This is a genomic window from Bacillus sp. FG16, assembly GCF_057809515.1.
The window spans coordinates 22,075-45,895 of record NZ_JBMDKC010000043.1; the positions used below are offsets into that span (position 1 = coordinate 22,075).

The following is a 23,821-nucleotide window of genomic DNA, read 5'->3' on the forward strand; positions in this document are numbered from 1 at the left end:
GTGGATAAACCTTGTTTGTCTTTTGGATAAATCTCATAGTAAACTAAAAATAGACAAGTATTTAAGGGTAGAAAAGGACGTGGAAAAAAATGCATACAAATATGTGGGTTGTGGATAATGTTGTGGAAAGAAAAAAATATTATCCACAGTTACAAGAAGCAGCAAAATTATTAAGAGAAAATGAGGCGGTTGCTTTCCCTACGGAAACAGTATATGGGTTAGGTGCAAACGCGATGGATGATGAAGCAATCGCGAAAATTTTCGAAGCGAAAGGAAGACCGAGTGATAATCCACTCATTGTCCACATAGGTACAAAATCTCAGTTAGATGGAATTGTGAAAGAAATTCCACCAGTTGCAGAGAAGTTAATGGCGCATTTTTGGCCAGGACCATTAACAATTATTTTGCCGAGAAAAGAAGGGATTTCAGAGAGGGTGACGGCGGGACTTAATACGGTCGGGGTAAGAATGCCTGATCATCCAGTTGCACTTGCTCTTATTGAAGAGGCGAATGTACCTGTTGCGGCACCAAGTGCGAATCGTTCAGGGCGTCCAAGTCCAACACTAGCTTCTCACGTATATGAAGATTTGAATGGGAAGATCGCAGGTATTGTTGATGGTGGTGCAACTGGAGTAGGCGTTGAATCAACTGTAATTGATTGTACAAGCACGGTTCCAACAATATTGCGTCCAGGTGGGATTACGAAAGAACAATTAGAAGCAGTGATAGGTACCGTTTCTTTAGATCCAGCTTTAAAGGATGAGAAGGAAAAACCGAAATCACCTGGAATGAAATACACACATTATGCGCCGAAAGCACCACTTAGTATTGTTGAGGGCTCACGTGAGTTTATTCAGCATCTTGTAGATGAGAAAAAGGAAGAAGGATTTAAAGTAGGCGTATTAACGACGGAAGAGTATCAGCATGTATATAGCGCAGATGTTATATTATCTTGTGGTGTTCGAAGTGACTTAGCTAGCGTTGCGACTAAATTATATGATGTACTTAGAACATTTGATGCAAGTGAAGTGGATGTTATTTTTAGTGAGTCGTTCCCTAATGAAGGAATAGGGAATGCTATTATGAATCGTTTAACAAAAGCGGCAGGACATCATATTATTATTGAATGATAAGGTACGATTAGCAAACAGAATATTTCTCCTTGGATAAGCATATTGTGAAGTAGCACGTCCAAGGAGGGGCATGAATGACGTTTGAAGAGCTAATACCTTTAATAATTATGGCATTCGCCTTAGGGATGGATGCGTTCTCGGTGAGTCTTGGTATGGGGATGATGCCCCTAAAGTTAAGACAAATCCTGTATATTGGTATGACGATAGGGATATTTCATATTATTATGCCGTTTATAGGAATGGTACTAGGTCGTTTTTTATCAGAGAAGTATGGAGATATTGCACATTTTGCGGGTGCTATTTTATTAATCGGACTAGGGTTTTATATCGTATATTCGACCATTTTACAAAATGAAGAGACTAGAACTGCCCCTATTGGAATTAGTTTATTCGTATTTGCATTTGGCGTTAGTATAGATAGTTTCTCAGTAGGGCTTAGTCTTGGTATTTATGGGGCACAAACAATTATTACGATATTACTTTTTGGATTTGTTAGCATGTTATTAGCGTGGATTGGTTTATTAATTGGTAGACATGCGAAAGATATGCTCGGTACATATGGTGAGATAGTAGGTGGTATCATTCTGGTTGGATTTGGATTATATATCCTTTTTCCTATATAATTTTATGTAGGAGGGAATTATGAACAAGCTATTGGAATGGTATGTTAAGTTTTTAACCTTCTTTCCTCGATGGCTAAGAAGACTTATAATTTGGGGTATTATTTTGCAAATTTCGATGTTAGGTTGGATTAAGTTAATTCGTGAATGGTGAGATAGTTCCTTTCTGTGAATATTTTGTTTGTACTATATTTATTGCACTAAAAATTACAGATATAGAAAGGATGAGATGAATGACGAGATTGAAGCAAGTTTTTGGTATTATTATTAGTTTTTTTGTTTTTTGGTTTAGTATGCTCGGTGTACAAATGTTTGCTGAGTTTTTAGATATTGAGTCATTGAAATTTGTTGCGGGAAAGACTGAGGCGGCGCGTGCCTTTTACTCTCCGTACCCGTTTTTAATTGTTTTTCTTATTACACTGCTTTCCTTATACTTCTTCGTAATTAAGCTAGGGAAACCGAAAAAAGAAAAACTGCCTACTTTAGAGGAAAAGAAGGAAGAATTACAATGATAAAATCCCCTGCTAAAGCAGGGGATTTTTATGTTTGAGTGATGGCAGGAATTGAGCTGCCTTGCTTTTAAATATATCCAGTTCCAGCGGCTAGAATGGTTGGTGGCTTCGCGTCTTCCTGCGAGGCAAAAAGCGCCTCTACGTCAGAAGCTCCATCCCCCTCCCATTCTGAACGGGCCGCTTCTGCTTTTAGATATTATCCAGTTCCAGTGGCCAGCTCTTCGCATCTAAGAACCTCCCGCACGAAAGGTAAAAAGCACCTTTTGTGCGAGAGAACCTTAGCTGGTCAGAGCTAAACGGGCCACTTCCACTTTTAAACTGGCCTAACCAATTCAAATTGTTCTCCTAATTTTGCATAGTTGTGTCCTGCTAGGCGACTTATTGGCTTGAGTCCTTCTGCGTGAATGCGCCCTTTTTCATATAGATGTTCGGCAACGTGGAAACGAACGACGCGTCCAATTAGTAGATCACAAGCTGGTGAGTCTTCTGTTCCACCAAGTGGAATTGCACGTTCTAATACGCATTCCATTCGAATATTTGCTTCTTTTACACCTGGAACGGAGATGGCTTCACTTTCAATTGGTGTTAGTTTTGCTAGTTCAATTTCACTTTCATTTGGCGGGAGATTGGCTGCTGTTTCGTTAATTGCTGCTACATATGATTCGTCAGAAATATGTACGACAAATTCACCTTTTTCAATTGCGTTTCGGGAAGTGTCCTTTCTTTCTCCGGCTTTTCGTTGTACAGAAACGGAGATAAGTGGTGGATTAGCAGCGACAATATTGAAATAACTATATGGTGCGCCGTTTAATACACCGTCTTTTGTTACAGAAGTAACGAATGCGACTGGGCGTGGAATGATGCTTCCCGTTAATAATTTGTAATTCTCTTTTTCCGATTGTTCATTTGGATTAATGGATAACATGCTTAAAATCCCCTTTCTAAATATGACGACTTATTGTTTGTTTACAAGATGTTAGTGGAAAACTCCTGCTGGAAAAATATATTTTTGGCTTTTTTGTAAACGAGACAAAAAATGTATATGTCGATAAGAATAAGTATTGCTGTTTTGATGCAACAAAGTGTGTTTGTCATTTATATGCCAAATAAGGATTTAATTTATAAATGACAAACAATGATGGAACTAAGATAAAGCGAAAGTTTTAGAAATGGAAGTGCTAATTAAGAGAACGGCGGTAAAAAAAGTGTAGGACGTGATTCTTGAATTTTATTTTCATCATTTTCTTTAGCAGCTTGTCCTGTTTGTCTCGTATTTTGTCCACCCTTTTTGGCAATTTGTCCGCCTTGACTAGCATTTGTTCCTGCGTTTCCGCTAATCTGTCCATTTCTATCAGCTGTTATTGTAAATCCAGCCTTCCCTCCTTGATTTGCAAGGTTATTGTTGTTGTCATTGTAGTTGTAAATGTTGACGTGGATGTGAATTTCAATTGGAAGATCATCTTTGCTGAGTTTGAAGGAGGAAGTTGCTTCTGTTTGTTCTGTGTTAGTGTTTTTATATTTTTGAGAACGACGGTTCGCCATAAGAATGTTCGCTCCTATCTTTTTTTCTGCTCAGCTTAAAGCCCATCTTCCGCCGATGCTGAAATGTTTTCATCAGCGCTTTCTTCGCCGTCGGCAACACCAGCCTCGAATTCGCTTCTTTTGATTATGTTTTCACTATCCTCTCTAGCAACTTGTCCCATCTGATTCGCATTCTGTCCGCCTTTTTTAGCAATTTGTCCACCTTGACTTACGTTTGTTCCACCTTTTCCACTAATTTGGCCACCACCAGTCGCTGTTAATTCGAGTCCAGCTTGTCCACCTTGATTAGCAAGATTATTATTGTTTTTATTCTTATTTTTGTTTTTAGCCTTCGCTTTTACTTTGCTTTCATTATCATTTTCGTTAGTTGGATCCATTTCTTCTTCTAGAAGTTTTTTATCGTGGTTTTTCATAAGATTTTTCCCCCTTATTATATTTAATACTAGTAGCATATGTTTGGCTTTTAAGTGTGATTGGGGGTTGTCCTATGAGTTGGAATTTAAAAATTTCTTCAATGAAAAGTATTGGATTTTCCTAGTGAAAAAAATTATAGATTAAAGGAATGCTGAAATCCCCCAAGCTGATTTCTTGGGGGATGAAGAGTAACATGACATAAAAATTAAAGTAAAACGTATGCGCCAGGTCCGATTAAAGCTACACCAACAGCAACAGCGATTAACATTAAGTTATATTCATATCCATTTTGTGTTACCCAGTAACCATTTTTTCCGTGAACAGTGAAGATAGCCATTAACATTGTTCCAACGATAAATAATGAACCAACTACAATGAAAATACCTGATGCGAATAAGAAACCACCTAGTAATTCAGTTGCGCCAGCCATAAATGCCATAAATACACCAGGGCGTAAACCGATTGACTCCATCCAGCCACCTGTTCCTTTTAAACCGTAACCGCCGAACCAACCAAATAATTTTTGAGCACCATGACCCATGAATGTAATTCCTATAATAAGACGAATAATAAGTAGACCGAAATCCATCATTTTTAAAAAACTCCCTAAAAGTTATTAACTTACCTTATGTAAGTAATAATAAAATAGTTGCTTACTTTAGTCAAGTGGATTTTGAAAAAAGTTTGAATTAAATTTTACAAATTAACAACAAAAAATAAAATGTGGTAAAGACCTCTAGACAAGTTGGGCAAAAAAAGAGAAAATATAAATAGAAGTTAACTTCTTATTGTTATTCAGACAATCAGAATTGACTGGAATTTTGTGAAGCGCTACAATAAGAGTCTATTAGTAATGACGTAATTTATTTCGAAAGCGTTTTTACAGTATAATATTCGAAGTATGAAGTCTTACATGTATCCCGAGCTTTACTAGGGATTGCCCTATAAACTTTTAGGTAAATTATAAGGAGGACTATCCTATGTTTAAAAAATTATTCGGTCTTGGTTCAAAAACAAATGAAGAAACAATCGTAGCTCCATTAACTGGAGCAGTGAAAAATATTGAAGAAGTACCAGATCCAGTATTCGCTGGTCGTATGATGGGTGACGGTGTTGCAATCGATCCTACTGAAGGTGTAGTTGTATCTCCAGTTGATGGTGAAATCGTACAATTATTCCACACAAAACATGCTATCGGAATTAAAGCGAAAAACGGAACAGAAATTTTAATCCACGTTGGATTAGAAACTGTAAAAATGGAAGGCGAAGGTTTCGAAGCTCACGTTTCTGAAGGCCAAGCTGTAAAAGCGGGAGATAAATTAATCTCATTCGACTTAGAATTAATCCGTGAAAAAGCGAAAAGCACAATTACTCCAATCGTTATTACAAACACAGATGCAGCTGAGTCTATTAAGACAACTGTAGGCGTAGCAGCTACAAAAGGTTCAACAGAAGTAATGAAAGTTACAATGAAATAATTGTCGTATAAGAGGAATCCGCTTCGTATGAAATGGATTCCTTATTTTTGTTGCATATTCAGTAGGTATGTTAAAATACTCTAGGCACTTGGAAATAGGGTTTCACATATATGTGGATAAGGCGCATTTTTCTTAGAAAAAATATAAGAGAAATGCGCCTTTTGTATATTCACATTTCTTTTGTTCTATTCTAATGTAAGTTATGATGAGTGGTAAGAAATCGAATATAGGGGTGGGTTTGGATGAAACGAGTGTTATTTGTTTGTACTGGCAATACATGTCGTAGTCCAATGGCTGAGGCGTTGCTTCGTCATCACGGAGGAGATAGGTTTGAAGTGCAATCTGCTGGTGTTTTTGCCTATCCTGGGAGCGATGCATCGGTACATGCGAAAGAAGCTTTAGCTGAAAAAGGAATTTCAATTGATCATGCCGCGCAGCAAGTAAACGAAACTTTGCTTGATTGGGCTGATATTGTCGTAACGATGACAGAAAATCATAAACAAATTGTATTTGGGCATTATCCGAGCGTTGAAAAGAAGTTGAATACATTATATGGATTAACTGAAGGTATAGACAAGGACATTTCAGATCCATTTGGAGGCTCGCTTTCTATTTATAAAGAAACGTTAGATGAGATGGAAAAACTTGTACAAACTTTACTGAAAAAACATTCAGTAGGTTGATGTTTCGTGTATAATACGATATTGGAGATCACTTCGTCCTATTGAGGTAGCGAGTGTGAAATGAAGATAATTGATTGAAACTTTGGAGGGGTAAAAATGAAAGTAGTAATAGCATCTGATCACGGCGGTATGAATATCCGCAAAGAACTTGTAAATTTATTAGAAGAGTTAAATATTGAATATGTTGATTTAGGTTGTGAATGTGAAGCTGGTTCTGTTGATTACCCTGACTTTGCGTTTCCAGCAGCTGAAATGGTAGCGAATGGTGAAGTGGATCGTGGTATTTTAGTTTGTGGGACAGGCATTGGTATGTCAATCGCAGCAAACAAAGTAAATGGTATCCGTTGTGCGTTAGTTCATGATACTTTCAGCGCGAAAGCAACGAGAGAGCATAATGACACTAACATGCTAGCAATGGGCGAGCGTGTAATTGGTGCTGGTCTAGCGCGTGATATCGCGAAAATCTGGTTAACAACTGACTATGAAGGTGGTCGTCACGAAAACCGCGTAGGAAAAATTAAAACATACGAAACAAAGTAATACATTCTAACTATCAGTAGTGTGAAATATAATTTGGTGAACCAACCTGTGAAAGGAAGAGGCGTAATGACAGAAATCGTAAAGGTAAGAGAACAGCTACAAATGTCGCTTTCTGATTTCCAAGAACAAGCTTTATTACAAAGCGGTCAAATTTTTGTAGTGGGTTGTAGCACGAGCGAAGTGCTAGGCGAAAGAATTGGAACATCAGGAACGATGGAAGTAGCAGAGGCGATTTTTTCTGAGTTAAAACAATTTCAAGAGCAAACAGGTATTGAATTAGCGTTTCAATGTTGTGAGCATTTAAACCGTGCTTTAGTGGTTGAGAGAGAAGTAGCGATAAAATATCAATTTGAAATTGTAACAGTTACGCCTGTTAGATCAGCAGGTGGTGCATTAGGGACATATGCGTATCACAATTTGAAAGATCCGGTAGTAGTTGAGTTTATTAAAGCAGATGCAGGAATGGATATTGGTGATACATTTATTGGTATGCATTTAAAACATGTAGCTGTTCCGGTTCGTACAAGTGTGAAGGCAATTGGAAGTGCACATGTAACAATGGCCAAAACACGTGGAAAACTCATTGGTGGAGCACGTGCTGTTTACGCGGTGGCGGAAGAGACTACCACTTGCCGTTAAATATGAGAAATTAGGAAGTCATATAGTAGCTGTTTATCATAAGATAAAAGGTATGTTGTCTGACTTTATAGTATAAGAAAGTCATGTTAGAATGTAGTTGAAAACATGAAGGTTCGAAAGAATTACAACCTGAATTTTCGTTTTTTCTGAATAAATAAGAAAAAACTGTTGGGAATTGATGTAATTCGTTCAGAAAAGGGGGATTTTGGTGGATCATTTAAAACGTCAAGATGAGAAGGTATTTGCTGCAATTGAGGCAGAACTAGGAAGACAGCGTTCAAAGATTGAGTTAATTGCTTCGGAAAACTTCGTAAGTGAAGCAGTAATGGAGGCGCAAGGTTCTGTTTTAACGAATAAGTATGCTGAAGGATATCCTGGAAAACGTTACTATGGTGGCTGTGAACACGTAGACGTGGTAGAAGATATCGCACGTGATCGCGCGAAAGAAATTTTTGGTGCAGAGCATGTAAATGTTCAACCGCATTCTGGTGCACAAGCGAACATGGCAGTATACTTCACGATTTTAGAGCAAGGCGATACAGTACTTGGTATGAATTTATCTCATGGTGGTCACTTAACACACGGAAGCCCTGTTAACTTCAGTGGAGTACAATATAATTTCGTAGAATATGGCGTGGATGCTGACTCTCACCGTATTAATTACGATGATGTATTAGCAAAAGCGAAAGAACATAAACCAAAATTAATCGTTGCAGGTGCAAGTGCATATCCTCGTGTTATCGATTTCAAACGATTCCGTGAGATTGCAGATGAAGTGGGTGCATACTTTATGGTTGATATGGCACATATCGCTGGTTTAGTAGCTGCTGGTTTACATCCAAACCCAGTACCACATGCACATTTCGTTACAACGACAACACATAAAACATTACGTGGTCCACGTGGTGGTATGATTTTATGTGAAGAGCAATTTGCAAAACAAATTGATAAATCAATCTTCCCTGGTATTCAAGGTGGTCCACTTATGCATGTAATCGCTGCAAAAGCTGTTGCATTTGGTGAGACACTACAAGATGATTTTAAAACATATGCACAAAATATCATTAATAATGCGAACCGCTTAGCTGAAGGTCTTCAAAAAGAAGGACTTACACTTGTTTCTGGTGGAACAGACAATCATTTAATCCTGATTGATGTTCGTAACTTAGAAATCACAGGTAAAGTAGCAGAGCACGTATTAGATGAAGTTGGTATTACAGTGAACAAAAATACAATTCCATTTGAAACAGCAAGCCCATTTGTAACAAGTGGTGTACGTATCGGTACAGCAGCTGTTACATCTCGTGGTTTCGGTTTAGAAGAAATGGATGAAATTGCGTCACTTATTGCTTATACATTAAAAAATCATGAAAATGAAGCTGCATTAGAAGAAGTACGTAAGCGTGTAGAAGCGTTAACTAGCAAATTCCCAATGTATCCAAATCTATAATAAATTGAAGAAGACTGCTGAGACTTAATTGTTTTGGCGGTCTTTTTTTTTGTGGACATATATTATTTTTAAAGTATGTATACAAATGATGAATAAATTTTGGCGATATAATGAAGGATACAGCTCCCATAATTGGTAAAGATACTAGATAGATTCATCGTAAAATCATGGTTTTGCCAAATTTGCCCTTGAATATTAGTAGCGTTTTCTTTACAATCGTAAATAGTGTAAAAAAGCGTGCAAACGCATGAATATCATCTAAAGGAGAGATTCACATGGGAAAACTGTATGTATTTGATCACCCGTTAATTCAACATAAGATTACATATATTCGCGATAAGAATACAGGTACGAAAGATTTTCGTGAATTAGTGGACGAAGTAGCAAGCTTAATGGCTTTCGAAATTACTCGCGACCTTCCGCTTAAGGACATTGAAATTGAAACGCCTGTAAGAAAAGCGACAACAAAAGTGATCGCTGGTAAAAAACTTGGTTTAATTCCGATTTTACGTGCAGGTTTAGGAATGGTTGATGGAATTCTGAAATTAATTCCAGCAGCGAAAGTAGGACACGTTGGTTTATACCGTGACCCTAAAACATTGCAACCGGTAGAATACTATGTGAAACTTCCAACGGATGTAGAAGAGCGTGACTTTATCGTACTAGATCCGATGTTAGCAACAGGTGGTTCTGCGGCTGAAGCAATTAACTCTCTGAAAAAGCGCGGTGCGAAACAAATTAAATTAATGTGTATCGTTGCAGCTCCAGAAGGGGTAAAAGTAGTACAAGAAGAACATCCTGATGTTGATATTTATGTAGCAGCATTAGATGAAAAATTAAATGACCACGGATATGTAGTACCAGGTCTTGGTGATGCTGGTGACCGTTTATTCGGAACGAAGTAAGACAACTGACGAGCAGGGGGGATTCCTCTGCTCGTTTTTTTTGACTGTAAGCAAGTAGGGGAGGGGGGGAGGATAAATATACATCGTATATACAACATAAGTTGCATACACATCACATATAATATAGAAGTCTTACGTCTGAGGAACACTATATTATGGAAGAAAAGCGTTATATCTCGAAAATATAATAGTGACAAACTTGTGAACATTTCCTTCTATTATAAAGAGAAAACTGTTAGAAATTGCATATATGTAACCAGTATTTAGAAGGGGAACGTTTTCATTTTTGGGAGGAAATGCCTAATACTCAAATTTTTAGATTTTTTACGATTTCTCGTTGACACTGTTAATACCCTATTGTATGCTAACAACGGGGATAGATGGTAGGGCTTTCAGTGACAAAATTACATCTATTCCGTGACGAAAATGTAAACTTTTTGTTTTGTATAGGATTTATGCAAAAAAATGAGTTATTATTAACACATCGTGAATGAGGGTTACATATTGGAGGGATGAATCCTTGCAAAAAAACGATCGCAGCCATATAAAAGCATATGCTTTAATGTCAGGAATTCTTGCTCAGTTAGTCGGTTCTATACTTGTTGGAATCTTTGGTGGGCAGTGGATTGATAATAAGGTTGGAACGTTTCCATTGTTTCTTATTATAGGGTTATTACTCGGGTTAGGAACAGGGGGATACGCAATGATTCGACTCATTCGACATTACTATTCGGGAGAGCAATGATGATAGACGTACATGGACTTGTCCAAAGACAAAAGAAATATATGTACTACTTGCTTGCGCTTCTAGTGCTAGGATGGGGATTTACCTCTTACAAGGATGTATTTCTTGGGCTGATTATCGGAACGATTTTCAGTTTTCTTAGTTTGCGCATCATTGCACGTAGAACAGACAAGCTGTTAGATCGCGTAACAAATGGAGAAAACGTGAAGTTTAAGGCGACAGCTGTAAGTACATATTCAAGATTCGCCACGATTGGGTTATTAATTTTATTTGCAGCCAAATATCAAGAGTTAATTGCGATGTGGGGCTTAGGTGTAGGATTGCTGACAGGATACCTTGTCATGATCATAGATTTTCTTTATTTAGAGTATAAGAGCAGGGAAGAGAGGTGAATTACTAGTGGAACACGGTAAATTAGTTGAATTTCTAGGTTTAACGTTCGATTTGTCATCAGTTATGATGGTTACTGTAGCAGCAGTTATTGTTTTCTTAATCGCTGTTATCGGAACTCGCAGCTTAGCTCTTCGCCCAACCGGGATGCAAAACTTCATGGAATGGGTGTTTGACTTCGTGAAAGGGATTATCAATAGTACGATGGACTGGAAAACAGGTGGACGTTTCTTAACGCTTGGCGTTACGCTTATCATGTTTATCATCGTATCGAACTTCCTTGGTTTACCATTCATGTATTCAGCAACTGAAGCTGGCGAACATATTGCATGGTGGAGGTCACCAACGTCTGATCCAGCAGTTACATTAACATTAGCCGTGATGGTAGTTACCCTCACCCATTATTATGGAATTAAGATGAAGGGTACGAAAGAGTATGTTAAAGGTTATTTCCAACCTATGAAATTCTTATTCCCATTAAAGGTTATTGAGGAGTTTGCTAACACATTAACGTTAGGTCTTCGTTTATTCGGTAACATTTATGCAGGTGAGATCTTATTAGGATTACTTGCTAAGTTAGGCGGGGCATCATTCCTTGGAGCATTAGGTGCGCTTGTACCAATGTTAGCATGGATGGGATTCAGTGTATTCGTTGGATCAATCCAAGCATTTATTTTCGTTATGTTAACGATGGTTTATATGGCTCATAAAGTAAGTCATGACCATTAATATAATTTAAGTAAGAAAAAATTTATTTTTTTATAATACAAAGGAGGACAAATTAAATGAGTTTAGGTGTAATCGCAGCTGCAATTGCAATTGGTTTATCAGCATTAGGTGCAGGTATTGGTAACGGTCTTATCGTATCACGTACAATCGAAGGTGTTGCTCGTCAACCAGAATTAAAAGGCGCACTTCAAACAATTATGTTCATCGGGGTTGCTTTAGTTGAGGCACTTCCAATCATCGGTGTAGTTATTGCATTCATCGTAATGAACAAATAAGGGAGACTCCCCTTACATAGATGGCGAAGAGTGTTTTTCCGAACTTTCTTCGCCATTGCTTTATGAACGAAACGTATGTCTTTTTTTTTCATATGATCAATTTAGATATTTTGAAGGGAGTGAATCCTTGTGCCAACTTTATTATTAGGAGCTGCCATTCCATTTGGAACGATTGCTTATACATTGTTCATTTTCTTAATTCTATTAGTAATGCTACGCAAATTTGCGTGGGGTCCTTTAATGGGAATTATGAAAGAACGTGAAGAGCATGTTACTAATGAAATCGACGCTGCAGAAAGAAGTAACGCTGAAGCGAAGAAGTTAGTAGAAGAACAACGTGAAATGTTAAAACAATCACGTGTTGAAGCACAAGAGTTAATCGAAAGAGCGAAAAAACAAGCTGTAGATCAAAAGGATGTTATTGTTGCTGCTGCGAAAGAAGAAGCAGAATCAATTAAAGCATCTGCTGTACAAGAAATTCAACGCGAAAAAGAGCAAGCGATTGCTGCTTTACAAGAACAAGTCGCTTCTTTATCTGTTCAAATTGCTTCTAAAGTAATTGAAAAAGAATTAAAAGAAGAAGATCAAGTTAAGTTAATTCGCGATTATATTAAAGAAGTAGGAGAAGCGCGATGAGCAATGGGATTGTAGCAAAACGTTATGCTGTCGCTCTTTTTAAAATTGCAAAAGAAAAACACGTATTAGAAATGTTTGAAGAAGAATTACGCCTTGTACAAAACGTTTATGTAAAGAACGGAGAACTACATAGCTTTTTAACGCAACCAAACATTTCAAAAGAGCAGAAGAAAACGTTTCTTGCAAACGTATTCGGATCTGTTTCTGAATCAATTTTAAATACGTTATATATTTTAATTGATAACAAGCGTATTGATATCTTACCTGAAATTGCAGATGAATATGTTGTTCTTGCTAATGAAGAACGTAACGTAGCGGATGCAACTGTATATTCTATTCGTCTTCTATCTGAAGAAGAGAAGCTTAACATTGCAGAAGCATTTGCAAAGAGAACAGGAAAAGATGCAATTCGCGTGAAAAATGTTGTAGATGAAGATTTACTAGGCGGAATTAAAGTACGCATTGGAAATCGCATTTATGATGGAAGTTTACAAGGAAAATTAGCACGTATTCAGCGTGAATTAATGAAGAATAGATAGGGGTGAAGCACATGAGCATCAGAGCTGAAGAAATTAGCGCACTGATAAAGCAACAAATCGAGAACTATCAGTCTGAAATCGAAGTTAGTGATGTTGGTACAGTTATCCAAGTTGGTGACGGTATTGCGCGTGCTCATGGTCTTGATAACGTTATGGCTGGTGAGCTTGTAGAGTTCTCTAACGGCGTTATGGGACTAGCACAAAACTTAGAGGAAAACAACGTAGGTATTATCATTTTAGGACCTTACACAGAAATCCGTGAAGGTGACGAAGTTCGTCGTACTGGTCGCATCATGCAAGTACCAGTAGGAAAAGAACTAATTGGTCGTGTTGTAAACCCATTAGGTCAACCAGTTGATGGTTTAGGCCCAATCAATACAACAAACACTCGTCCAATCGAAAGTCCAGCACCAGGTGTAATGGATCGTAAATCTGTTCATGAGCCACTTCAAACAGGTATTAAAGCGATCGACGCTCTTGTACCAATTGGCCGTGGTCAACGTGAGTTAATCATCGGTGACCGTCAAACTGGTAAAACAGCAGTTGCACTTGATACAATCATTAACCAAAAAGATGAAGATATGATTTGTATCTATGTAGCTATCGGACAAAAAGAATCAACTGTACGTAACGTAGTAGAAACACTACGTAAGCACGGTGCATTAGAGTACACAATCGTTGTAACTGCATCTGCTTCTCAACCAGCTCCATTATTATACTTAGCTCCTTATGCTGGTGTAACAATGGGTGAAGAGTTCATGTACAATGGTAAACACGTATTAGTAGTATATGATGACTTATCAAAACAAGCAGCGGCTTACCGTGAGCTGTCATTACTATTACGTCGTCCTCCAGGTCGTGAAGCTTATCCAGGGGATGTATTCTACTTACATTCTCGCTTATTAGAGCGTGCAGCAAAATTAAGTGATGCAAGAGGCGGCGGTTCTTTAACTGCACTACCTTTCATCGAAACACAAGCAGGGGACGTATCAGCATACATCCCAACAAACGTAATTTCTATTACGGATGGACAAATCTTCTTACAATCTGACCTATTCTTCTCTGGCGTACGTCCAGCGATCGATGCGGGTACTTCTGTATCTCGTGTAGGTGGATCTGCTCAGATTAAAGCAATGAGTAAAGTATCAGGTACACTTCGTCTTGACCTTGCATCTTACCGTGAGTTAGAAGCGTTCGCGCAGTTCGGTTCTGACCTTGATAAAGCAACTCAAGCGAAATTAAACCGTGGTGCTCGTACTGTTGAGGTATTAAAACAAGGATTACACAAACCGTTACGTGTAGAGAAACAAGTTATCATTCTTTACGCTTTAACACGTGGATTCCTAGATGATATCCCAGTAGTAGATATCACTCGTTTTGAAGAAGAATTCCATGCTTGGTTAGATTCTAATGCGACTGACTTATTAGAAGAAATCCGCACAACTAAGAAACTTGCGGATGACGACAAATTTGCAGCAGCAATTAACGGATTTAAAAAAGTATTCGTAGCTTCTGAATAATAATAAAAGTGAAGCCGACTGTTTAGCCTCATCGGCTAAGAGGCAGAACTAGATTAATAAAAGCGGAAGCGGCTCGTACAAGCCGCCGACGCTAGATAATATATAAGGCATCTCAGACTCTGAGATTGCTGACGGTTATGTAAAGGAAAAGAGTAGGTGCACCTATTCTTTTCCTTCAATCATGAGCAAGAATATCTTGCAACGTAGATTAGGAAGAGGATTCTTACTAATCGTGCCAACTTCCGGAAAAAAGGTGGTGAAAACCTGTGGCATCTTTACGCGATATAAAAGCGAAGATTACCTCGACAAAGAAAACGAGTCAAATTACGAAGGCGATGGAGATGGTATCTGCATCTAAGTTAAACCGTGCAGAGCAAAATGCTAAATCTTTCGTTCCGTATATGGAAAAGATTCAAGAAGTAGTAGCGAGCATTGCGCAAGGAAGTAAAGGAATTAATCATCCAATGCTAAATGCGCGTCCTGTAAAGCGTACAGGATACATCGTTATTACATCTGATCGCGGACTAGCAGGTGGTTATAACAGTAACGTATTACGTACAGTAAGTAACGTAATTCGTGAACGTCATAATATGGATTCAAATCAATATTCAATTATTGTACTTGGACGACTAGGACGTGATTATTTAAAACGTCGCGGCTTTAACATCATTGATGAAGTAGTTGGATTATCTGACCACCCATCATTTACTGACATTAAAGATCTTGCTTCTCGAGCAATTGCGATGTTCGCAGATGGTGCTTATGATGAGCTGTATATTTACTACAACCATTACGTAAGTAAAATTTCACAAGAAGTAACGGAAAATAAAATTTTACCGCTTACTGATGTGGCGTCTGACAAACCGACGACAGCTTATGAATTCGAACCTTCTGAAGAAGAAATTTTAAAAGTATTATTGCCACAATACGCAGAAAGCTTAGTGTACGGTGCATTACTAGATGGTAAAGCAAGTGAGCACGCAGCGCGTATGACAGCAATGAAGAGTGCTACAGACAACGCAATGGAAGTTATCGATTCACTTACACTTTCATTCAACCGTGCGCGTCAGGCAGCGATTACGCAAGAAATTACGGAAATCGTTGGTGGAGCAGCAGCGTTAGAATAGTATTAAAAAGCGTAAGCGGTTCGTTCAGAATGAGAGGGGGATGGAGCTTTTGACGTAGAGGCGATTTGTGCCTCATAGGAAAAAGCGAAGCCACCGAACATTCTAGCCGCTGGAACTAGATTCAATAAAAAGTGGAAGCGGCTCTTTCAAAAGAGTCGCGTAAGCTAAACTAATAAAAAATTAAAAGCCGACTTCTCTTAGAAAGCTGGCTAATTAAAAGAAAGCTAGGAGGGAACCCGATGAATAAAGGGCGCGTTACGCAAATCATGGGTCCGGTTGTAGACGTTAAGTTTGATGGCGGAAAGCTACCAGAAATCTACAACGCCCTTACGGTAAAACAAAGCAACGAAAACGGAGCAAGCATTAACTTAACATTTGAAGTTGCACTTCATTTAGGTGATGATACAGTTCGTACAGTTGCGATGTCTTCCACAGATGGACTTGTTCGTGGCACAGAAGTAGAAGATACTGGTAAAGCAATCTCTGTACCAGTTGGTGATGCAACACTTGGTCGTGTATTCAACGTATTAGGTGATGCAATTGACTTAGATGGTGAACTTCCTGCGGATGTACACCGTGATCCAATTCACCGTCAAGCACCTGCATTCGAAGAATTATCTACTAAAGTAGAAATTCTTGAAACTGGTATTAAAGTAGTAGACTTACTTGCTCCTTACATTAAGGGTGGTAAAATCGGTCTATTCGGTGGTGCCGGCGTAGGTAAAACAGTATTAATTCAGGAATTAATTAACAACATCGCACAAGAGCACGGTGGTATCTCAGTATTCGCTGGTGTAGGTGAGCGTACTCGTGAGGGTAATGACTTATACCACGAAATGAGCGATTCGGGCGTAATCAAGAAAACTGCGATGGTATTCGGACAAATGAATGAGCCACCTGGAGCACGTCAACGTGTTGCATTAACAGGTTTAACAATGGCTGAGCACTTCCGTGATGAGCAAGGACAAGACGTACTTCTGTTCATCGATAACATCTTCCGTTTCACGCAAGCGGGTTCTGAAGTATCTGCCCTTCTTGGTCGTATGCCATCTGCGGTAGGTTACCAACCAACACTTGCAACAGAAATGGGTCAATTACAAGAGCGTATTACATCTACAAATAAAGGGTCTATCACGTCTATCCAAGCGGTATATGTACCAGCCGATGACTATACTGACCCAGCACCAGCTACAACGTTCGCTCACTTAGATGCAACAACAAACTTAGAGCGTCGTTTAACGCAAATGGGTATTTACCCAGCCGTAGATCCATTAGCATCTACATCTCGTGCACTTTCTCCAGAAATCGTAGGAGAAGAACATTATGAAGTAGCTCGTCAAGTACAGCAAACTTTACAACGTTATAAAGAGCTTCAAGATATCATCGCTATCTTAGGTATGGATGAGTTATCTGAAGAAGATAAGTTAGTTGTACATCGTGCTCGTCGTATTCAATTCTTCTTATCTCAAAACTTCCACGTAGCTGAGCAGTTTACAGGTCAAAAAGGTTCTTACGTACCTGTAAAAAATACAGTTAGTGGTTTCAAAGAAATTCTAGAAGGAAAATATGATGACCTTCCAGAAGATGCATTCCGCCTTGTTGGTAGCATTGAAGAAGTTATTGAAAACGCGAAGAAAATGATGGCGTAAGGCCTTAGGAGGGACGAAGTATGAAGACATTTCCAGTCAGTATTGTAACTCCTGATGGACCGGTTTACGAAAAAGAAGTAGAAATGGTAAGTGTAAAAGCAGAGAGTGGGGAAATGGGGATCTTACCAGGTCACATTCCAACTGTTGCACCATTAAAAATTAGTGCAGTTCGTCTGAAAAATGGTGGACACACTGATTATGTAGCAGTAAGTGGTGGCTTTATCGAAGTTCGTCCAGATAAAGTAACTGTATTATCATCATCTGCTGAAGAAGCAAACCATATCGATATCCATCGTGCAAATGAAGCGAAGCGTCGCGCTGAGCAACGTATGCAAGATAAACAAGCACATGTTGACTTTAAACGTGCAGAAATGGCATTACAACGTGCTGTGAACCGTTTAAATGTTTCTGATATGAAGTAAAAAAATCCGTAAGGGCCTTGCCTTTACGGATTTTTTTGTGTATTTTATGGATAATTTTACAAAACTGGTATAATTATATTGATGCTTGTATAAGTAGAAGTGTACAACAATTTATATTTTATGAAGGGGATGAATCAATGATCGGTGAAATGAAACGAGAAGCATTGTACTCTTTAAAGGGAAAATGGGGACTAGGTGTTGGATCAACGATTTTATATTTTATTTTAAGCTATGTCGTTTCGATGGCTGCAATGCTTATACTTTTAATTCCAGGAATTATTATATTTTTCTTAGTTGTTAGCTTAGCTGGGTCAGTTGAGGCGGAAACGATGTCAATTGGAGCAGCTATTACATTTGGGATTTTCTATTGCATAATGATTATTTTGAGTAATGCATCTTATGGTATTACCTCATACGGTTACACGAATGTGTTTCTACAAATTAGTAAACGAGAAGATGCTAAAGTAGATTACTTGTTTGAAGGATTCCGTGGTTTTAAAAGAATGATGAAAACAATGTGGGCAATGCTTGCGATTTTATTATATACAGGTACATGGATTCCGATGTTGTTAACAGGTTTATTCATATTCTTAGGTGAAGAAGGAAATTTGTCGTTTACAATTGCTTTCTTCGTACTATTAGCAATTTCAATTGTTGGTATGATTGTGATGTATTTTTCTTATGCACTGACGTACTATGTGATGATTGAAAATCCAGAATATAGTGTTTCGCAGGCGATGAAGGAAAGTAAGAATCTTATGAAGGGTCATAAGTTAGATTTGTTTCTTTTATGGCTGAGCTTCATAGGATGGGCTGTTTTAGCGCTTCTTACTTTTGGAATAGGATTTCTTTGGCTTAGTCCGTATATGAGTACAACGACAGCACACTTTTATCGCTACATTTCAAAAGGTGAATTTCAATAGGAACATGCTATACTAATAGAATTATTGTGTATAGGAGGCGAGGCTACGCATGATTAGTGATTTAAAAGGAGAAGCACTAGATTCATTAGAAGGGAAATGGGGATTAGCTGTTGGAGCTACACTGCTCATTTCAATTCTTATCACAGCTTTTGATTTTAGTGTTGATTGGGGATTTTCTTTAATTTTTGGTTGGCAAAAAACAAATGGTTCAATTTCAATGAATATTCTTACATTTTTTGTTACTGGACCGTTAACTTTAGGTGGATATTACCTTGGTTTAAATATCCTTCGTGAAAATCAAGCTAGTATCGGTAATGTATTCATTTGGTTTTCAGAGGGAAAGAGATTTCTAAAATCATTTTTATTATATTTATTAGTAAATCTTTATCTTTTCTTATGGACGTTATTGTTCATTATTCCAGGTATTATTAAATCATTTTCTTATGCGATGACATACTTTATTATAAACGATCATCCTGAGTATTCACTGAACCAAGCTATTACAGAAAGTCGTCGTATGATGGATGGACATAAGATGGAGTATTTCATTTTATGTTTAAGTTTTATCGGTTGGTTTATATTAAGTTGTATTACGTTAGGGATTGGATTCTTATGGTTAATTCCATATTTCTATACGACATCTGCAGCTTTTTACGAAGAAATCGCAGAAGAATATTATGAGAAAAATATTTAGCGCTATAAAACCCCCAGTATGAATTATTTGTTCATACTGGGGTTTTTTTGTAGAAACTTTATAAATTGATTACTAGTAAGTGGTTTACTGAAATAGTAACCTTGCATATATTTACAGTTATGTTTTTGCAGAAATTTAAGTTGTTTTTCGGTTTCAATCCCTTCGGCAACGACTGAAAGATTTAAAGTATTTGCGAGGGAAAGGATTGTAGAAACGATGGCTCGTTCTTCAGGACGATGATCGGCTAATTGTGTGAATTCTCTCGGTACTTTTAATGTGTCGATTGGAAAAATTGATAAATAAGCAAGAGAAGAATACCCAGTACCGAAGTCGTCAATGGAAGTTTGGATACCGTATTCTTTTAATTGCTTCAGTCTTAATAACGTTTCTTTCTCGTCAATCATTGCAATTCTTTCTGTTAATTCAAGGGTTACATATTTTGGATCGACTTGCACGTCGTTTAATATTTGTGAAATGTTTTCGATTAATTGATCTTGTCGGAACTCTTTTGCGGATAAATTAACACTTATTTTTAAATTTTGGTATCCAAAAGTATGCCATATTTTTAATTGGAGACAAGCTTCTTGTAATACCCAATGTCCAAGTGGGACTACTTGTGGCGTCTCTTCTACAATTGGAATAAACTCACATGGTGAAATGTCACCTAATAGCGGGTGTTTCCAACGTATTAAAGCTTCAGCACCGATAATTTTATTTGTTGTCGTATCAATTTGTGGTTGATAGACGAGATAAAATTCTTTGTTTACTAAAGCGATTGGTAAATCTTTTTCAATTCGAGCTTTTCGTTCTATTTTTTTATATAGTTCTTTCGTGTAAAGAGAGCTACCGTTTTTCCCTTTATTCTTTGCTTCGTACATGGCCATATCAGCATGCTGCAAAATGGATAGTGGATCTTCACCTGCTTCAGGATATATTGCAATTCCGATACTCGGTGAGATTTGTAAATGTTGATTTTCGATTTCAAATGGCTCATTCATGGCCGCTACAATCATATCAGCTATTTTTTGGACATCTGGCTTTTTTTTGTAATTCTCGATAAGGATTGTGAACTCATCTCCAGCTAGCCGCGCGAGTTTCATATTTGATGTTGATATTCTTTCGAGCCTTTTTGCTACTGCGATAAGCAATAGGTCTCCTACTCGATGACCGAGGGTATCATTAATAACTTTAAAACGGTCTAGGTCGAGAAACATAACAGCGAAAGGCTTTTTCGATATTTTTGCTCGTGCAATTGCCTGTTCTAAATGTTGATGAAATGCACGACGATTTGCAAGCTCTGTTAAAGTATCATGGTATGCTAGGAAATTAATTTGTTCTTGTTGTTGTTTGCTTTCCGTAATATCTTTAATCATTAAATAAACCCCAGAAATTTTCTCCTTTAAAAAGATCGGTACGGCGGTAACGTGCAAGTAGTAAATATCTCTGTTTTTATGGTACGCCCTTATTTCTAAAGAGATAGAATATCCCTTTTTTACACGATGAAAGGCGTTAATCATTTCTTCTAAATCTTCTTCGTATATGAGTGAATAGTAAGGCTGGTTTAATAATTCATTCGTTTGATAACCAAGTAAAGTAGTACCAGCGTTATTTACTTTGAGAAAATTACCGTACAAATCTAATGTAAAGATTGGATCTGGATGATGCTCGTATAAAGATTTAAACATTTGTTGATTATGATAGAGTTCATTTTTCTGTTCTACTAAATCTTCTGTACGTAGTTTAATTTGTTTCTCGAGTTCTGAGTTGAATTGCATTTGAGCTAGCAATAATATTTTATTTTGTTTTCGAACTAAACTATGACGTATGAGAACGAAAGAGAAAGTTATTATAAGTCCGATTACTATAATAGGTGCAAAAACGTATTCAACTAATATAAAAACAATAAGCATTACTACCGAAATATACGGTAATGATAATCGGATTGATTCACCAATTTTAGGCGTTAGTAGTACTTGTTCTTGTTTTTCAGGCTCTTTTGTATGGAGAATACAGGCGATTGCTACTAGCACTAAGGTTACTTGATAGAAAGGGGTAACTGTAAACATAGAATACTCTGGTGTGAAGTATTTTATATAAGCATAAATTGCATCTGTAGTAGCATATAAAATTAAAGCACTGCCAAGAAGTGCACCGACCTTTTTAGGTAATAAGGATAGTGGTTTGAATAAAAGATTGATTCCTATTAAGAGAAAGAGTAAATCAGCCATTGGATAGGTAAGTTGAACAAATATGTCGATATAGGATGTTGTAAAGATGTGAATGGTTCGTTCAATAAGTAAGTAGTAACTTAAAGTAAATTGGGCTGTAACGATAATACAAATATCACATAGCATAAAAAGTTTTTCTAATAAATCTCGGTTATAAATGATTTCGTATAGAAAGGCAAATGCAAAACTAACTAAAAAAAGTAAGTAAAAAAAATCAGACGGATCAACGAATGTATAGAAGTCCTTTACAATTAAACGCTGATAGGCAACGACTATATCACCGATAAAATAAGAGAGAGCTCCAACAGATAATATGATCCAAAATAAACGAGGTAGCCCTTCTTTCATGTTTGAAAAGTAAAGTATATAACTACAAGCGATAATATCAATTAATAGGGTACTCATTCCGATTAATAGCTGAAAAGGAAATGAGTATTCATATAGAAAAGGCATCGCTACGTAGTGAATCGTTATAGACAGCAATACAATGCTTATAAGAATACTTACATGTGTTTGTTTTTTCATTTATATCACCTACGGTTTCTTGAAAAGCATATATAAGTTTTATATTTATTTTGCACAGTTATAGCGAGTTGTAAAAATAGATTTTAATAATTCTTGTTTCTGTCTCCCAACATATCGACATAGGAATTTGAAGTTTGCTATAATGATTAGAATAGTTGCATTATTTAGAAAAATTTAAAAATAATAATTACTGCAACTAGGACATATTGTTTACTATGTGAACTTGTTCTTAATTTAGGGGGGAGGGTTTCACAATGGCAAGTGTATATGAAAATAGTTATATGATCGTTTTGATTTTCTTGCTATTAGGTATATTGCTGCCGGTAGTGGCTCTTACATTAGGAAGGATGCTGCGCCCAAATAAACCAAGTGCAGCAAAGGCGACGACGTATGAGAGTGGAATTGAGCCTTTTCATGATGCAAATATTCGGTTTCATGCTCGTTATTATATTTTCGCTTTATTGTTTGTGATCTTTGATGTAGAAACTTTATTTTTATATCCTTGGGCTGTTGCGTATGACAAGCTAGGTTTATTTGCATTAATCGAAATGCTCATCTTTGTTGTAATGTTGCTAGTTGGATTAGCGTATGCTTGGAAAAAGAGGGTGTTACAATGGTTATAAATTTTGAGGAATTACATCCAAATGAGCGAGCAGAATTAGAACGAAATATCTTTTTTTCTACATTGGAACAGTTGAAAGGATGGGCGAGGAGCAATTCTTTATGGCCGATGACATTCGGACTGGCATGCTGTGCAATTGAAATGATGGGAGTAGGCTCATCGCATTATGATTTAGATCGATTTGGGTCATTTTTTCGGACTTCACCAAGGCAATCGGACGTCATGATTGTATCGGGAACAGTAACGAAGAAGATGGCTCCTATTGTTCGGCGTTTATATGATCAAATGCCTGAACCGAAATGGGTTATTGCGATGGGATCTTGTGCGACAGCAGGTGGTCCGTATGTAAATTCATATGCTGTTGTGAAAGGTGTAGACCAAATCGTACCAGTTGATGTGTATATTCCTGGTTGTCCCCCAAATCCGGCTGCTTTAATTTATGGAATTAATAAATTAAAAGAAAAAATTCGTTACGAAGCAAAGACCGGGAAGCAGGTGACGAATAAATGAGTAATCCAAACAAAGATTTAGAGGATCTGAAAAAAGAAGCAGCTAGGCGTGCAAAAGAAGAAGCGAGAAAACGCCTTGTAGCGAAACACGAGGCGGAAATAAGTGAGCTTGAGGCAGAAGATCAAGAAAAAGAGAAAGCGCTACCAAAAAATGATGATATTACTATAGAAGAAGCAAAACGACGTGCAGCAGCGGCAGCGTTAGCGAAGCAGAAAAGAGAAGGAACAGAAGAAGTAACGGAAGAAGAAAAAGCGAAGGCGAAGGCAGCAGCGGCAGCAAAAGCAAAAGCAAAAGCAAAAGCAAAAGCAAAAGCAAAAGCGTTAGCGAAGCAGAAAAGAGAAGGAACAGAAGAAGTAACGGAAGAAGAAAAA

At 37.5% G+C, this 23,821-nt stretch carries 30 protein-coding genes and 1 pseudogene; 26 read left to right on the plus strand and 5 right to left on the minus strand.

Annotation, left to right across the window (positions count from 1 at the left end; translation table 11 throughout):
* Positions 1–89: 89 nt before the first annotated feature.
* The 4 genes from ACODS7_RS16795 (at position 90) to ACODS7_RS16810 (ending at position 2,265) form a co-directional block, all read left to right on the plus strand.
* Positions 90–1,130 carry an L-threonylcarbamoyladenylate synthase gene (locus ACODS7_RS16795; RefSeq protein WP_050844751.1) on the plus strand — a complete coding sequence of 347 codons (1,041 nt, stop codon included), beginning with the start codon at positions 90–92 and terminating at the stop codon, positions 1,128–1,130.
* 77 nt (positions 1,131–1,207) lie between these two features.
* Positions 1,208–1,756 (plus strand): manganese efflux pump MntP, encoded by a 549-nt coding sequence (locus ACODS7_RS16800; protein ID WP_016079646.1) that lies wholly within the window; start codon positions 1,208–1,210, stop codon positions 1,754–1,756.
* A gap of 19 nt (positions 1,757–1,775) precedes the next feature.
* A complete protein-coding gene (locus ACODS7_RS16805) occupies positions 1,776–1,907 on the plus strand; it encodes a hypothetical protein (protein ID WP_001037634.1) in 132 nt (43 codons plus the stop codon).
* A gap of 79 nt (positions 1,908–1,986) precedes the next feature.
* The gene (locus ACODS7_RS16810) at positions 1,987–2,265 is read left to right on the plus strand and encodes a DUF3935 domain-containing protein (RefSeq protein ID WP_000197471.1); all 279 of its coding nucleotides are present in this window, start codon (positions 1,987–1,989) and stop codon (positions 2,263–2,265) included.
* Between the two features lie 313 nt (positions 2,266–2,578).
* Here ACODS7_RS16810 and ACODS7_RS16815 read toward each other — a convergent pair whose 3' ends face one another.
* The 4 genes from ACODS7_RS16815 to ACODS7_RS16830 form a co-directional block, all read right to left on the minus strand.
* On the minus strand, positions 2,579–3,190 hold the full coding sequence (locus ACODS7_RS16815; RefSeq protein ID WP_016079647.1) for a flavin reductase family protein: 612 nt from the start codon (positions 3,188–3,190) through the stop codon (positions 2,579–2,581).
* 257 nt (positions 3,191–3,447) lie between these two features.
* Entirely contained in the window at positions 3,448–3,807 is a 360-nt protein-coding gene (locus ACODS7_RS16820; protein WP_016079648.1) for a hypothetical protein, read from the minus strand.
* Positions 3,808–3,842: 35 nt separating this feature from the next.
* Entirely contained in the window at positions 3,843–4,220 is a 378-nt protein-coding gene (locus ACODS7_RS16825; RefSeq protein WP_048564291.1) for a hypothetical protein, read from the minus strand.
* A gap of 206 nt (positions 4,221–4,426) precedes the next feature.
* Positions 4,427–4,813, minus strand: a complete 387-nt coding sequence (locus ACODS7_RS16830) for a DoxX family protein (RefSeq protein WP_000968616.1) — start codon at positions 4,811–4,813, stop codon at positions 4,427–4,429.
* Between the two features lie 388 nt (positions 4,814–5,201).
* Here ACODS7_RS16830 and ACODS7_RS16835 point away from each other — a divergent pair, with 388 nt between their 5' ends.
* The 19 genes from ACODS7_RS16835 (at position 5,202) to ACODS7_RS16925 (ending at position 19,565) form a co-directional block, all read left to right on the plus strand.
* Positions 5,202–5,699, plus strand: a complete 498-nt coding sequence (locus ACODS7_RS16835; RefSeq protein ID WP_000473665.1) for a PTS sugar transporter subunit IIA — start codon at positions 5,202–5,204, stop codon at positions 5,697–5,699.
* A 242-nt stretch (positions 5,700–5,941) separates the two neighbouring features.
* Complete coding sequence (locus tag ACODS7_RS16840) at positions 5,942–6,382, plus strand: low molecular weight protein arginine phosphatase (protein ID WP_016079650.1); 441 nt, start codon at positions 5,942–5,944, stop codon at positions 6,380–6,382.
* Between the two features lie 96 nt (positions 6,383–6,478).
* Entirely contained in the window at positions 6,479–6,922 is a 444-nt protein-coding gene (rpiB, locus tag ACODS7_RS16845) for a ribose 5-phosphate isomerase B (RefSeq protein ID WP_000869539.1), read from the plus strand.
* 66 nt (positions 6,923–6,988) lie between these two features.
* A complete protein-coding gene (locus ACODS7_RS16850; RefSeq protein WP_016079651.1) occupies positions 6,989–7,561 on the plus strand; it encodes a TIGR01440 family protein in 573 nt (190 codons plus the stop codon).
* A 208-nt stretch (positions 7,562–7,769) separates the two neighbouring features.
* Positions 7,770–9,011, plus strand: coding sequence for a serine hydroxymethyltransferase (gene glyA, locus ACODS7_RS16855; RefSeq protein WP_016079652.1), 1,242 nt, complete (start codon positions 7,770–7,772; stop codon positions 9,009–9,011).
* Between the two features lie 275 nt (positions 9,012–9,286).
* A complete protein-coding gene (upp, locus tag ACODS7_RS16860) occupies positions 9,287–9,916 on the plus strand; it encodes a uracil phosphoribosyltransferase (protein WP_243168350.1) in 630 nt (209 codons plus the stop codon).
* 380 nt (positions 9,917–10,296) lie between these two features.
* Positions 10,297–10,410 (plus strand): DUF4024 domain-containing protein, encoded by a 114-nt coding sequence (locus ACODS7_RS16865; protein ID WP_000232962.1) that lies wholly within the window; start codon positions 10,297–10,299, stop codon positions 10,408–10,410.
* A gap of 26 nt (positions 10,411–10,436) precedes the next feature.
* The gene (locus ACODS7_RS16870; RefSeq protein WP_142333831.1) at positions 10,437–10,661 is read left to right on the plus strand and encodes an AtpZ/AtpI family protein; all 225 of its coding nucleotides are present in this window, start codon (positions 10,437–10,439) and stop codon (positions 10,659–10,661) included.
* Positions 10,661–11,053, plus strand: coding sequence for an ATP synthase subunit I (locus tag ACODS7_RS16875; protein WP_000567600.1), 393 nt, complete (start codon positions 10,661–10,663; stop codon positions 11,051–11,053). Before ACODS7_RS16870 ends, ACODS7_RS16875 begins: the two co-directional genes overlap by 1 nt.
* A gap of 7 nt (positions 11,054–11,060) precedes the next feature.
* On the plus strand, positions 11,061–11,780 hold the full coding sequence (gene atpB / locus ACODS7_RS16880; protein ID WP_000399870.1) for a F0F1 ATP synthase subunit A: 720 nt from the start codon (positions 11,061–11,063) through the stop codon (positions 11,778–11,780).
* Positions 11,781–11,836: 56 nt separating this feature from the next.
* Complete coding sequence (gene atpE, locus ACODS7_RS16885; RefSeq protein WP_000052064.1) at positions 11,837–12,055, plus strand: F0F1 ATP synthase subunit C; 219 nt, start codon at positions 11,837–11,839, stop codon at positions 12,053–12,055.
* Between the two features lie 129 nt (positions 12,056–12,184).
* Positions 12,185–12,691 carry a F0F1 ATP synthase subunit B gene (gene atpF, locus ACODS7_RS16890; protein ID WP_001142615.1) on the plus strand — a complete coding sequence of 169 codons (507 nt, stop codon included), beginning with the start codon at positions 12,185–12,187 and terminating at the stop codon, positions 12,689–12,691.
* Positions 12,688–13,230, plus strand: coding sequence for a F0F1 ATP synthase subunit delta (atpH, locus tag ACODS7_RS16895; protein WP_000064682.1), 543 nt, complete (start codon positions 12,688–12,690; stop codon positions 13,228–13,230). Before atpF ends, atpH begins: the two co-directional genes overlap by 4 nt.
* Positions 13,231–13,241: 11 nt before the next feature.
* Positions 13,242–14,750 (plus strand): F0F1 ATP synthase subunit alpha, encoded by a 1,509-nt coding sequence (atpA, locus tag ACODS7_RS16900; protein ID WP_000027521.1) that lies wholly within the window; start codon positions 13,242–13,244, stop codon positions 14,748–14,750.
* Positions 14,751–15,016: 266 nt separating this feature from the next.
* Positions 15,017–15,877, plus strand: a complete 861-nt coding sequence (atpG, locus tag ACODS7_RS16905) for a F0F1 ATP synthase subunit gamma (RefSeq protein WP_000157703.1) — start codon at positions 15,017–15,019, stop codon at positions 15,875–15,877.
* A gap of 239 nt (positions 15,878–16,116) precedes the next feature.
* Positions 16,117–17,526 (plus strand): F0F1 ATP synthase subunit beta, encoded by a 1,410-nt coding sequence (atpD, locus tag ACODS7_RS16910; RefSeq protein ID WP_002123794.1) that lies wholly within the window; start codon positions 16,117–16,119, stop codon positions 17,524–17,526.
* Positions 17,527–17,546: 20 nt separating this feature from the next.
* Positions 17,547–17,948: a F0F1 ATP synthase subunit epsilon gene (gene atpC, locus ACODS7_RS16915; RefSeq protein ID WP_000847214.1), complete on the plus strand. Its 402-nt coding sequence runs from the start codon at positions 17,547–17,549 to the stop codon at positions 17,946–17,948.
* Positions 17,949–17,983: 35 nt separating this feature from the next.
* A complete protein-coding gene (locus ACODS7_RS16920) occupies positions 17,984–18,871 on the plus strand; it encodes a DUF975 family protein (RefSeq protein WP_105434383.1) in 888 nt (295 codons plus the stop codon).
* A gap of 49 nt (positions 18,872–18,920) precedes the next feature.
* Positions 18,921–19,565, plus strand: a complete 645-nt coding sequence (locus ACODS7_RS16925; protein WP_016079654.1) for a DUF975 family protein — start codon at positions 18,921–18,923, stop codon at positions 19,563–19,565.
* Positions 19,566–19,588: 23 nt separating this feature from the next.
* On the opposite strand, the gene ACODS7_RS16930 is transcribed toward ACODS7_RS16925, so the two are convergent.
* Positions 19,589–22,318: a putative bifunctional diguanylate cyclase/phosphodiesterase gene (locus ACODS7_RS16930; protein ID WP_050844749.1), complete on the minus strand. Its 2,730-nt coding sequence runs from the start codon at positions 22,316–22,318 to the stop codon at positions 19,589–19,591.
* A gap of 254 nt (positions 22,319–22,572) precedes the next feature.
* On the opposite strand from ACODS7_RS16930, the gene nuoA reads away from it, so the two are divergent.
* The 3 genes and pseudogenes from nuoA to ACODS7_RS16945 form a co-directional block, all read left to right on the plus strand.
* Entirely contained in the window at positions 22,573–22,941 is a 369-nt protein-coding gene (gene nuoA, locus ACODS7_RS16935; protein ID WP_098629800.1) for an NADH-quinone oxidoreductase subunit NuoA, read from the plus strand.
* Positions 22,932–23,450 carry an NADH-quinone oxidoreductase subunit NuoB gene (gene nuoB, locus ACODS7_RS16940; RefSeq protein WP_000236331.1) on the plus strand — a complete coding sequence of 173 codons (519 nt, stop codon included), beginning with the start codon at positions 22,932–22,934 and terminating at the stop codon, positions 23,448–23,450. Before nuoA ends, nuoB begins: the two co-directional genes overlap by 10 nt.
* A pseudogene (locus tag ACODS7_RS16945) lies at positions 23,447–23,821 on the plus strand (NADH-quinone oxidoreductase subunit C); the annotation flags it as partial. The gene nuoB and the pseudogene ACODS7_RS16945, both read left to right, overlap by 4 nt.

What these genes read in the sequence shown, in the direction of transcription:
- ACODS7_RS16815 (WP_016079647.1), bottom strand. Translation starts at nt 3,190, where the DNA reads ATGTTATCCATTAATCCAAATGAACAATCGGAAAAAGAGAATTACAAA.
- ACODS7_RS16930 (WP_050844749.1), bottom strand. Translation starts at nt 22,318, where the DNA reads ATGAAAAAACAAACACATGTAAGTATTCTTATAAGCATTGTATTGCTG.
- atpA (WP_000027521.1), top strand. Translation starts at nt 13,242, where the DNA reads ATGAGCATCAGAGCTGAAGAAATTAGCGCACTGATAAAGCAACAAATC.
- ACODS7_RS16835 (WP_000473665.1), top strand. Translation starts at nt 5,202, where the DNA reads ATGTTTAAAAAATTATTCGGTCTTGGTTCAAAAACAAATGAAGAAACA.
- ACODS7_RS16820 (WP_016079648.1), bottom strand. Translation starts at nt 3,807, where the DNA reads ATGGCGAACCGTCGTTCTCAAAAATATAAAAACACTAACACAGAACAA.
- ACODS7_RS16865 (WP_000232962.1), top strand. Translation starts at nt 10,297, where the DNA reads ATGGTAGGGCTTTCAGTGACAAAATTACATCTATTCCGTGACGAAAAT.
- rpiB (WP_000869539.1), top strand. Translation starts at nt 6,479, where the DNA reads ATGAAAGTAGTAATAGCATCTGATCACGGCGGTATGAATATCCGCAAA.
- nuoB (WP_000236331.1), top strand. Translation starts at nt 22,932, where the DNA reads ATGGTTATAAATTTTGAGGAATTACATCCAAATGAGCGAGCAGAATTA.
- atpD (WP_002123794.1), top strand. Translation starts at nt 16,117, where the DNA reads ATGAATAAAGGGCGCGTTACGCAAATCATGGGTCCGGTTGTAGACGTT.
- ACODS7_RS16840 (WP_016079650.1), top strand. Translation starts at nt 5,942, where the DNA reads ATGAAACGAGTGTTATTTGTTTGTACTGGCAATACATGTCGTAGTCCA.
- ACODS7_RS16825 (WP_048564291.1), bottom strand. Translation starts at nt 4,220, where the DNA reads ATGAAAAACCACGATAAAAAACTTCTAGAAGAAGAAATGGATCCAACT.
- ACODS7_RS16795 (WP_050844751.1), top strand. Translation starts at nt 90, where the DNA reads ATGCATACAAATATGTGGGTTGTGGATAATGTTGTGGAAAGAAAAAAA.
- ACODS7_RS16800 (WP_016079646.1), top strand. Translation starts at nt 1,208, where the DNA reads ATGACGTTTGAAGAGCTAATACCTTTAATAATTATGGCATTCGCCTTA.
- ACODS7_RS16805 (WP_001037634.1), top strand. Translation starts at nt 1,776, where the DNA reads ATGAACAAGCTATTGGAATGGTATGTTAAGTTTTTAACCTTCTTTCCT.
- ACODS7_RS16925 (WP_016079654.1), top strand. Translation starts at nt 18,921, where the DNA reads ATGATTAGTGATTTAAAAGGAGAAGCACTAGATTCATTAGAAGGGAAA.
- atpE (WP_000052064.1), top strand. Translation starts at nt 11,837, where the DNA reads ATGAGTTTAGGTGTAATCGCAGCTGCAATTGCAATTGGTTTATCAGCA.
- ACODS7_RS16830 (WP_000968616.1), bottom strand. Translation starts at nt 4,813, where the DNA reads ATGATGGATTTCGGTCTACTTATTATTCGTCTTATTATAGGAATTACA.
- ACODS7_RS16850 (WP_016079651.1), top strand. Translation starts at nt 6,989, where the DNA reads ATGACAGAAATCGTAAAGGTAAGAGAACAGCTACAAATGTCGCTTTCT.
- nuoA (WP_098629800.1), top strand. Translation starts at nt 22,573, where the DNA reads ATGGCAAGTGTATATGAAAATAGTTATATGATCGTTTTGATTTTCTTG.
- atpH (WP_000064682.1), top strand. Translation starts at nt 12,688, where the DNA reads ATGAGCAATGGGATTGTAGCAAAACGTTATGCTGTCGCTCTTTTTAAA.
- upp (WP_243168350.1), top strand. Translation starts at nt 9,287, where the DNA reads ATGGGAAAACTGTATGTATTTGATCACCCGTTAATTCAACATAAGATT.
- ACODS7_RS16875 (WP_000567600.1), top strand. Translation starts at nt 10,661, where the DNA reads ATGATAGACGTACATGGACTTGTCCAAAGACAAAAGAAATATATGTAC.
- ACODS7_RS16810 (WP_000197471.1), top strand. Translation starts at nt 1,987, where the DNA reads ATGACGAGATTGAAGCAAGTTTTTGGTATTATTATTAGTTTTTTTGTT.
- atpC (WP_000847214.1), top strand. Translation starts at nt 17,547, where the DNA reads ATGAAGACATTTCCAGTCAGTATTGTAACTCCTGATGGACCGGTTTAC.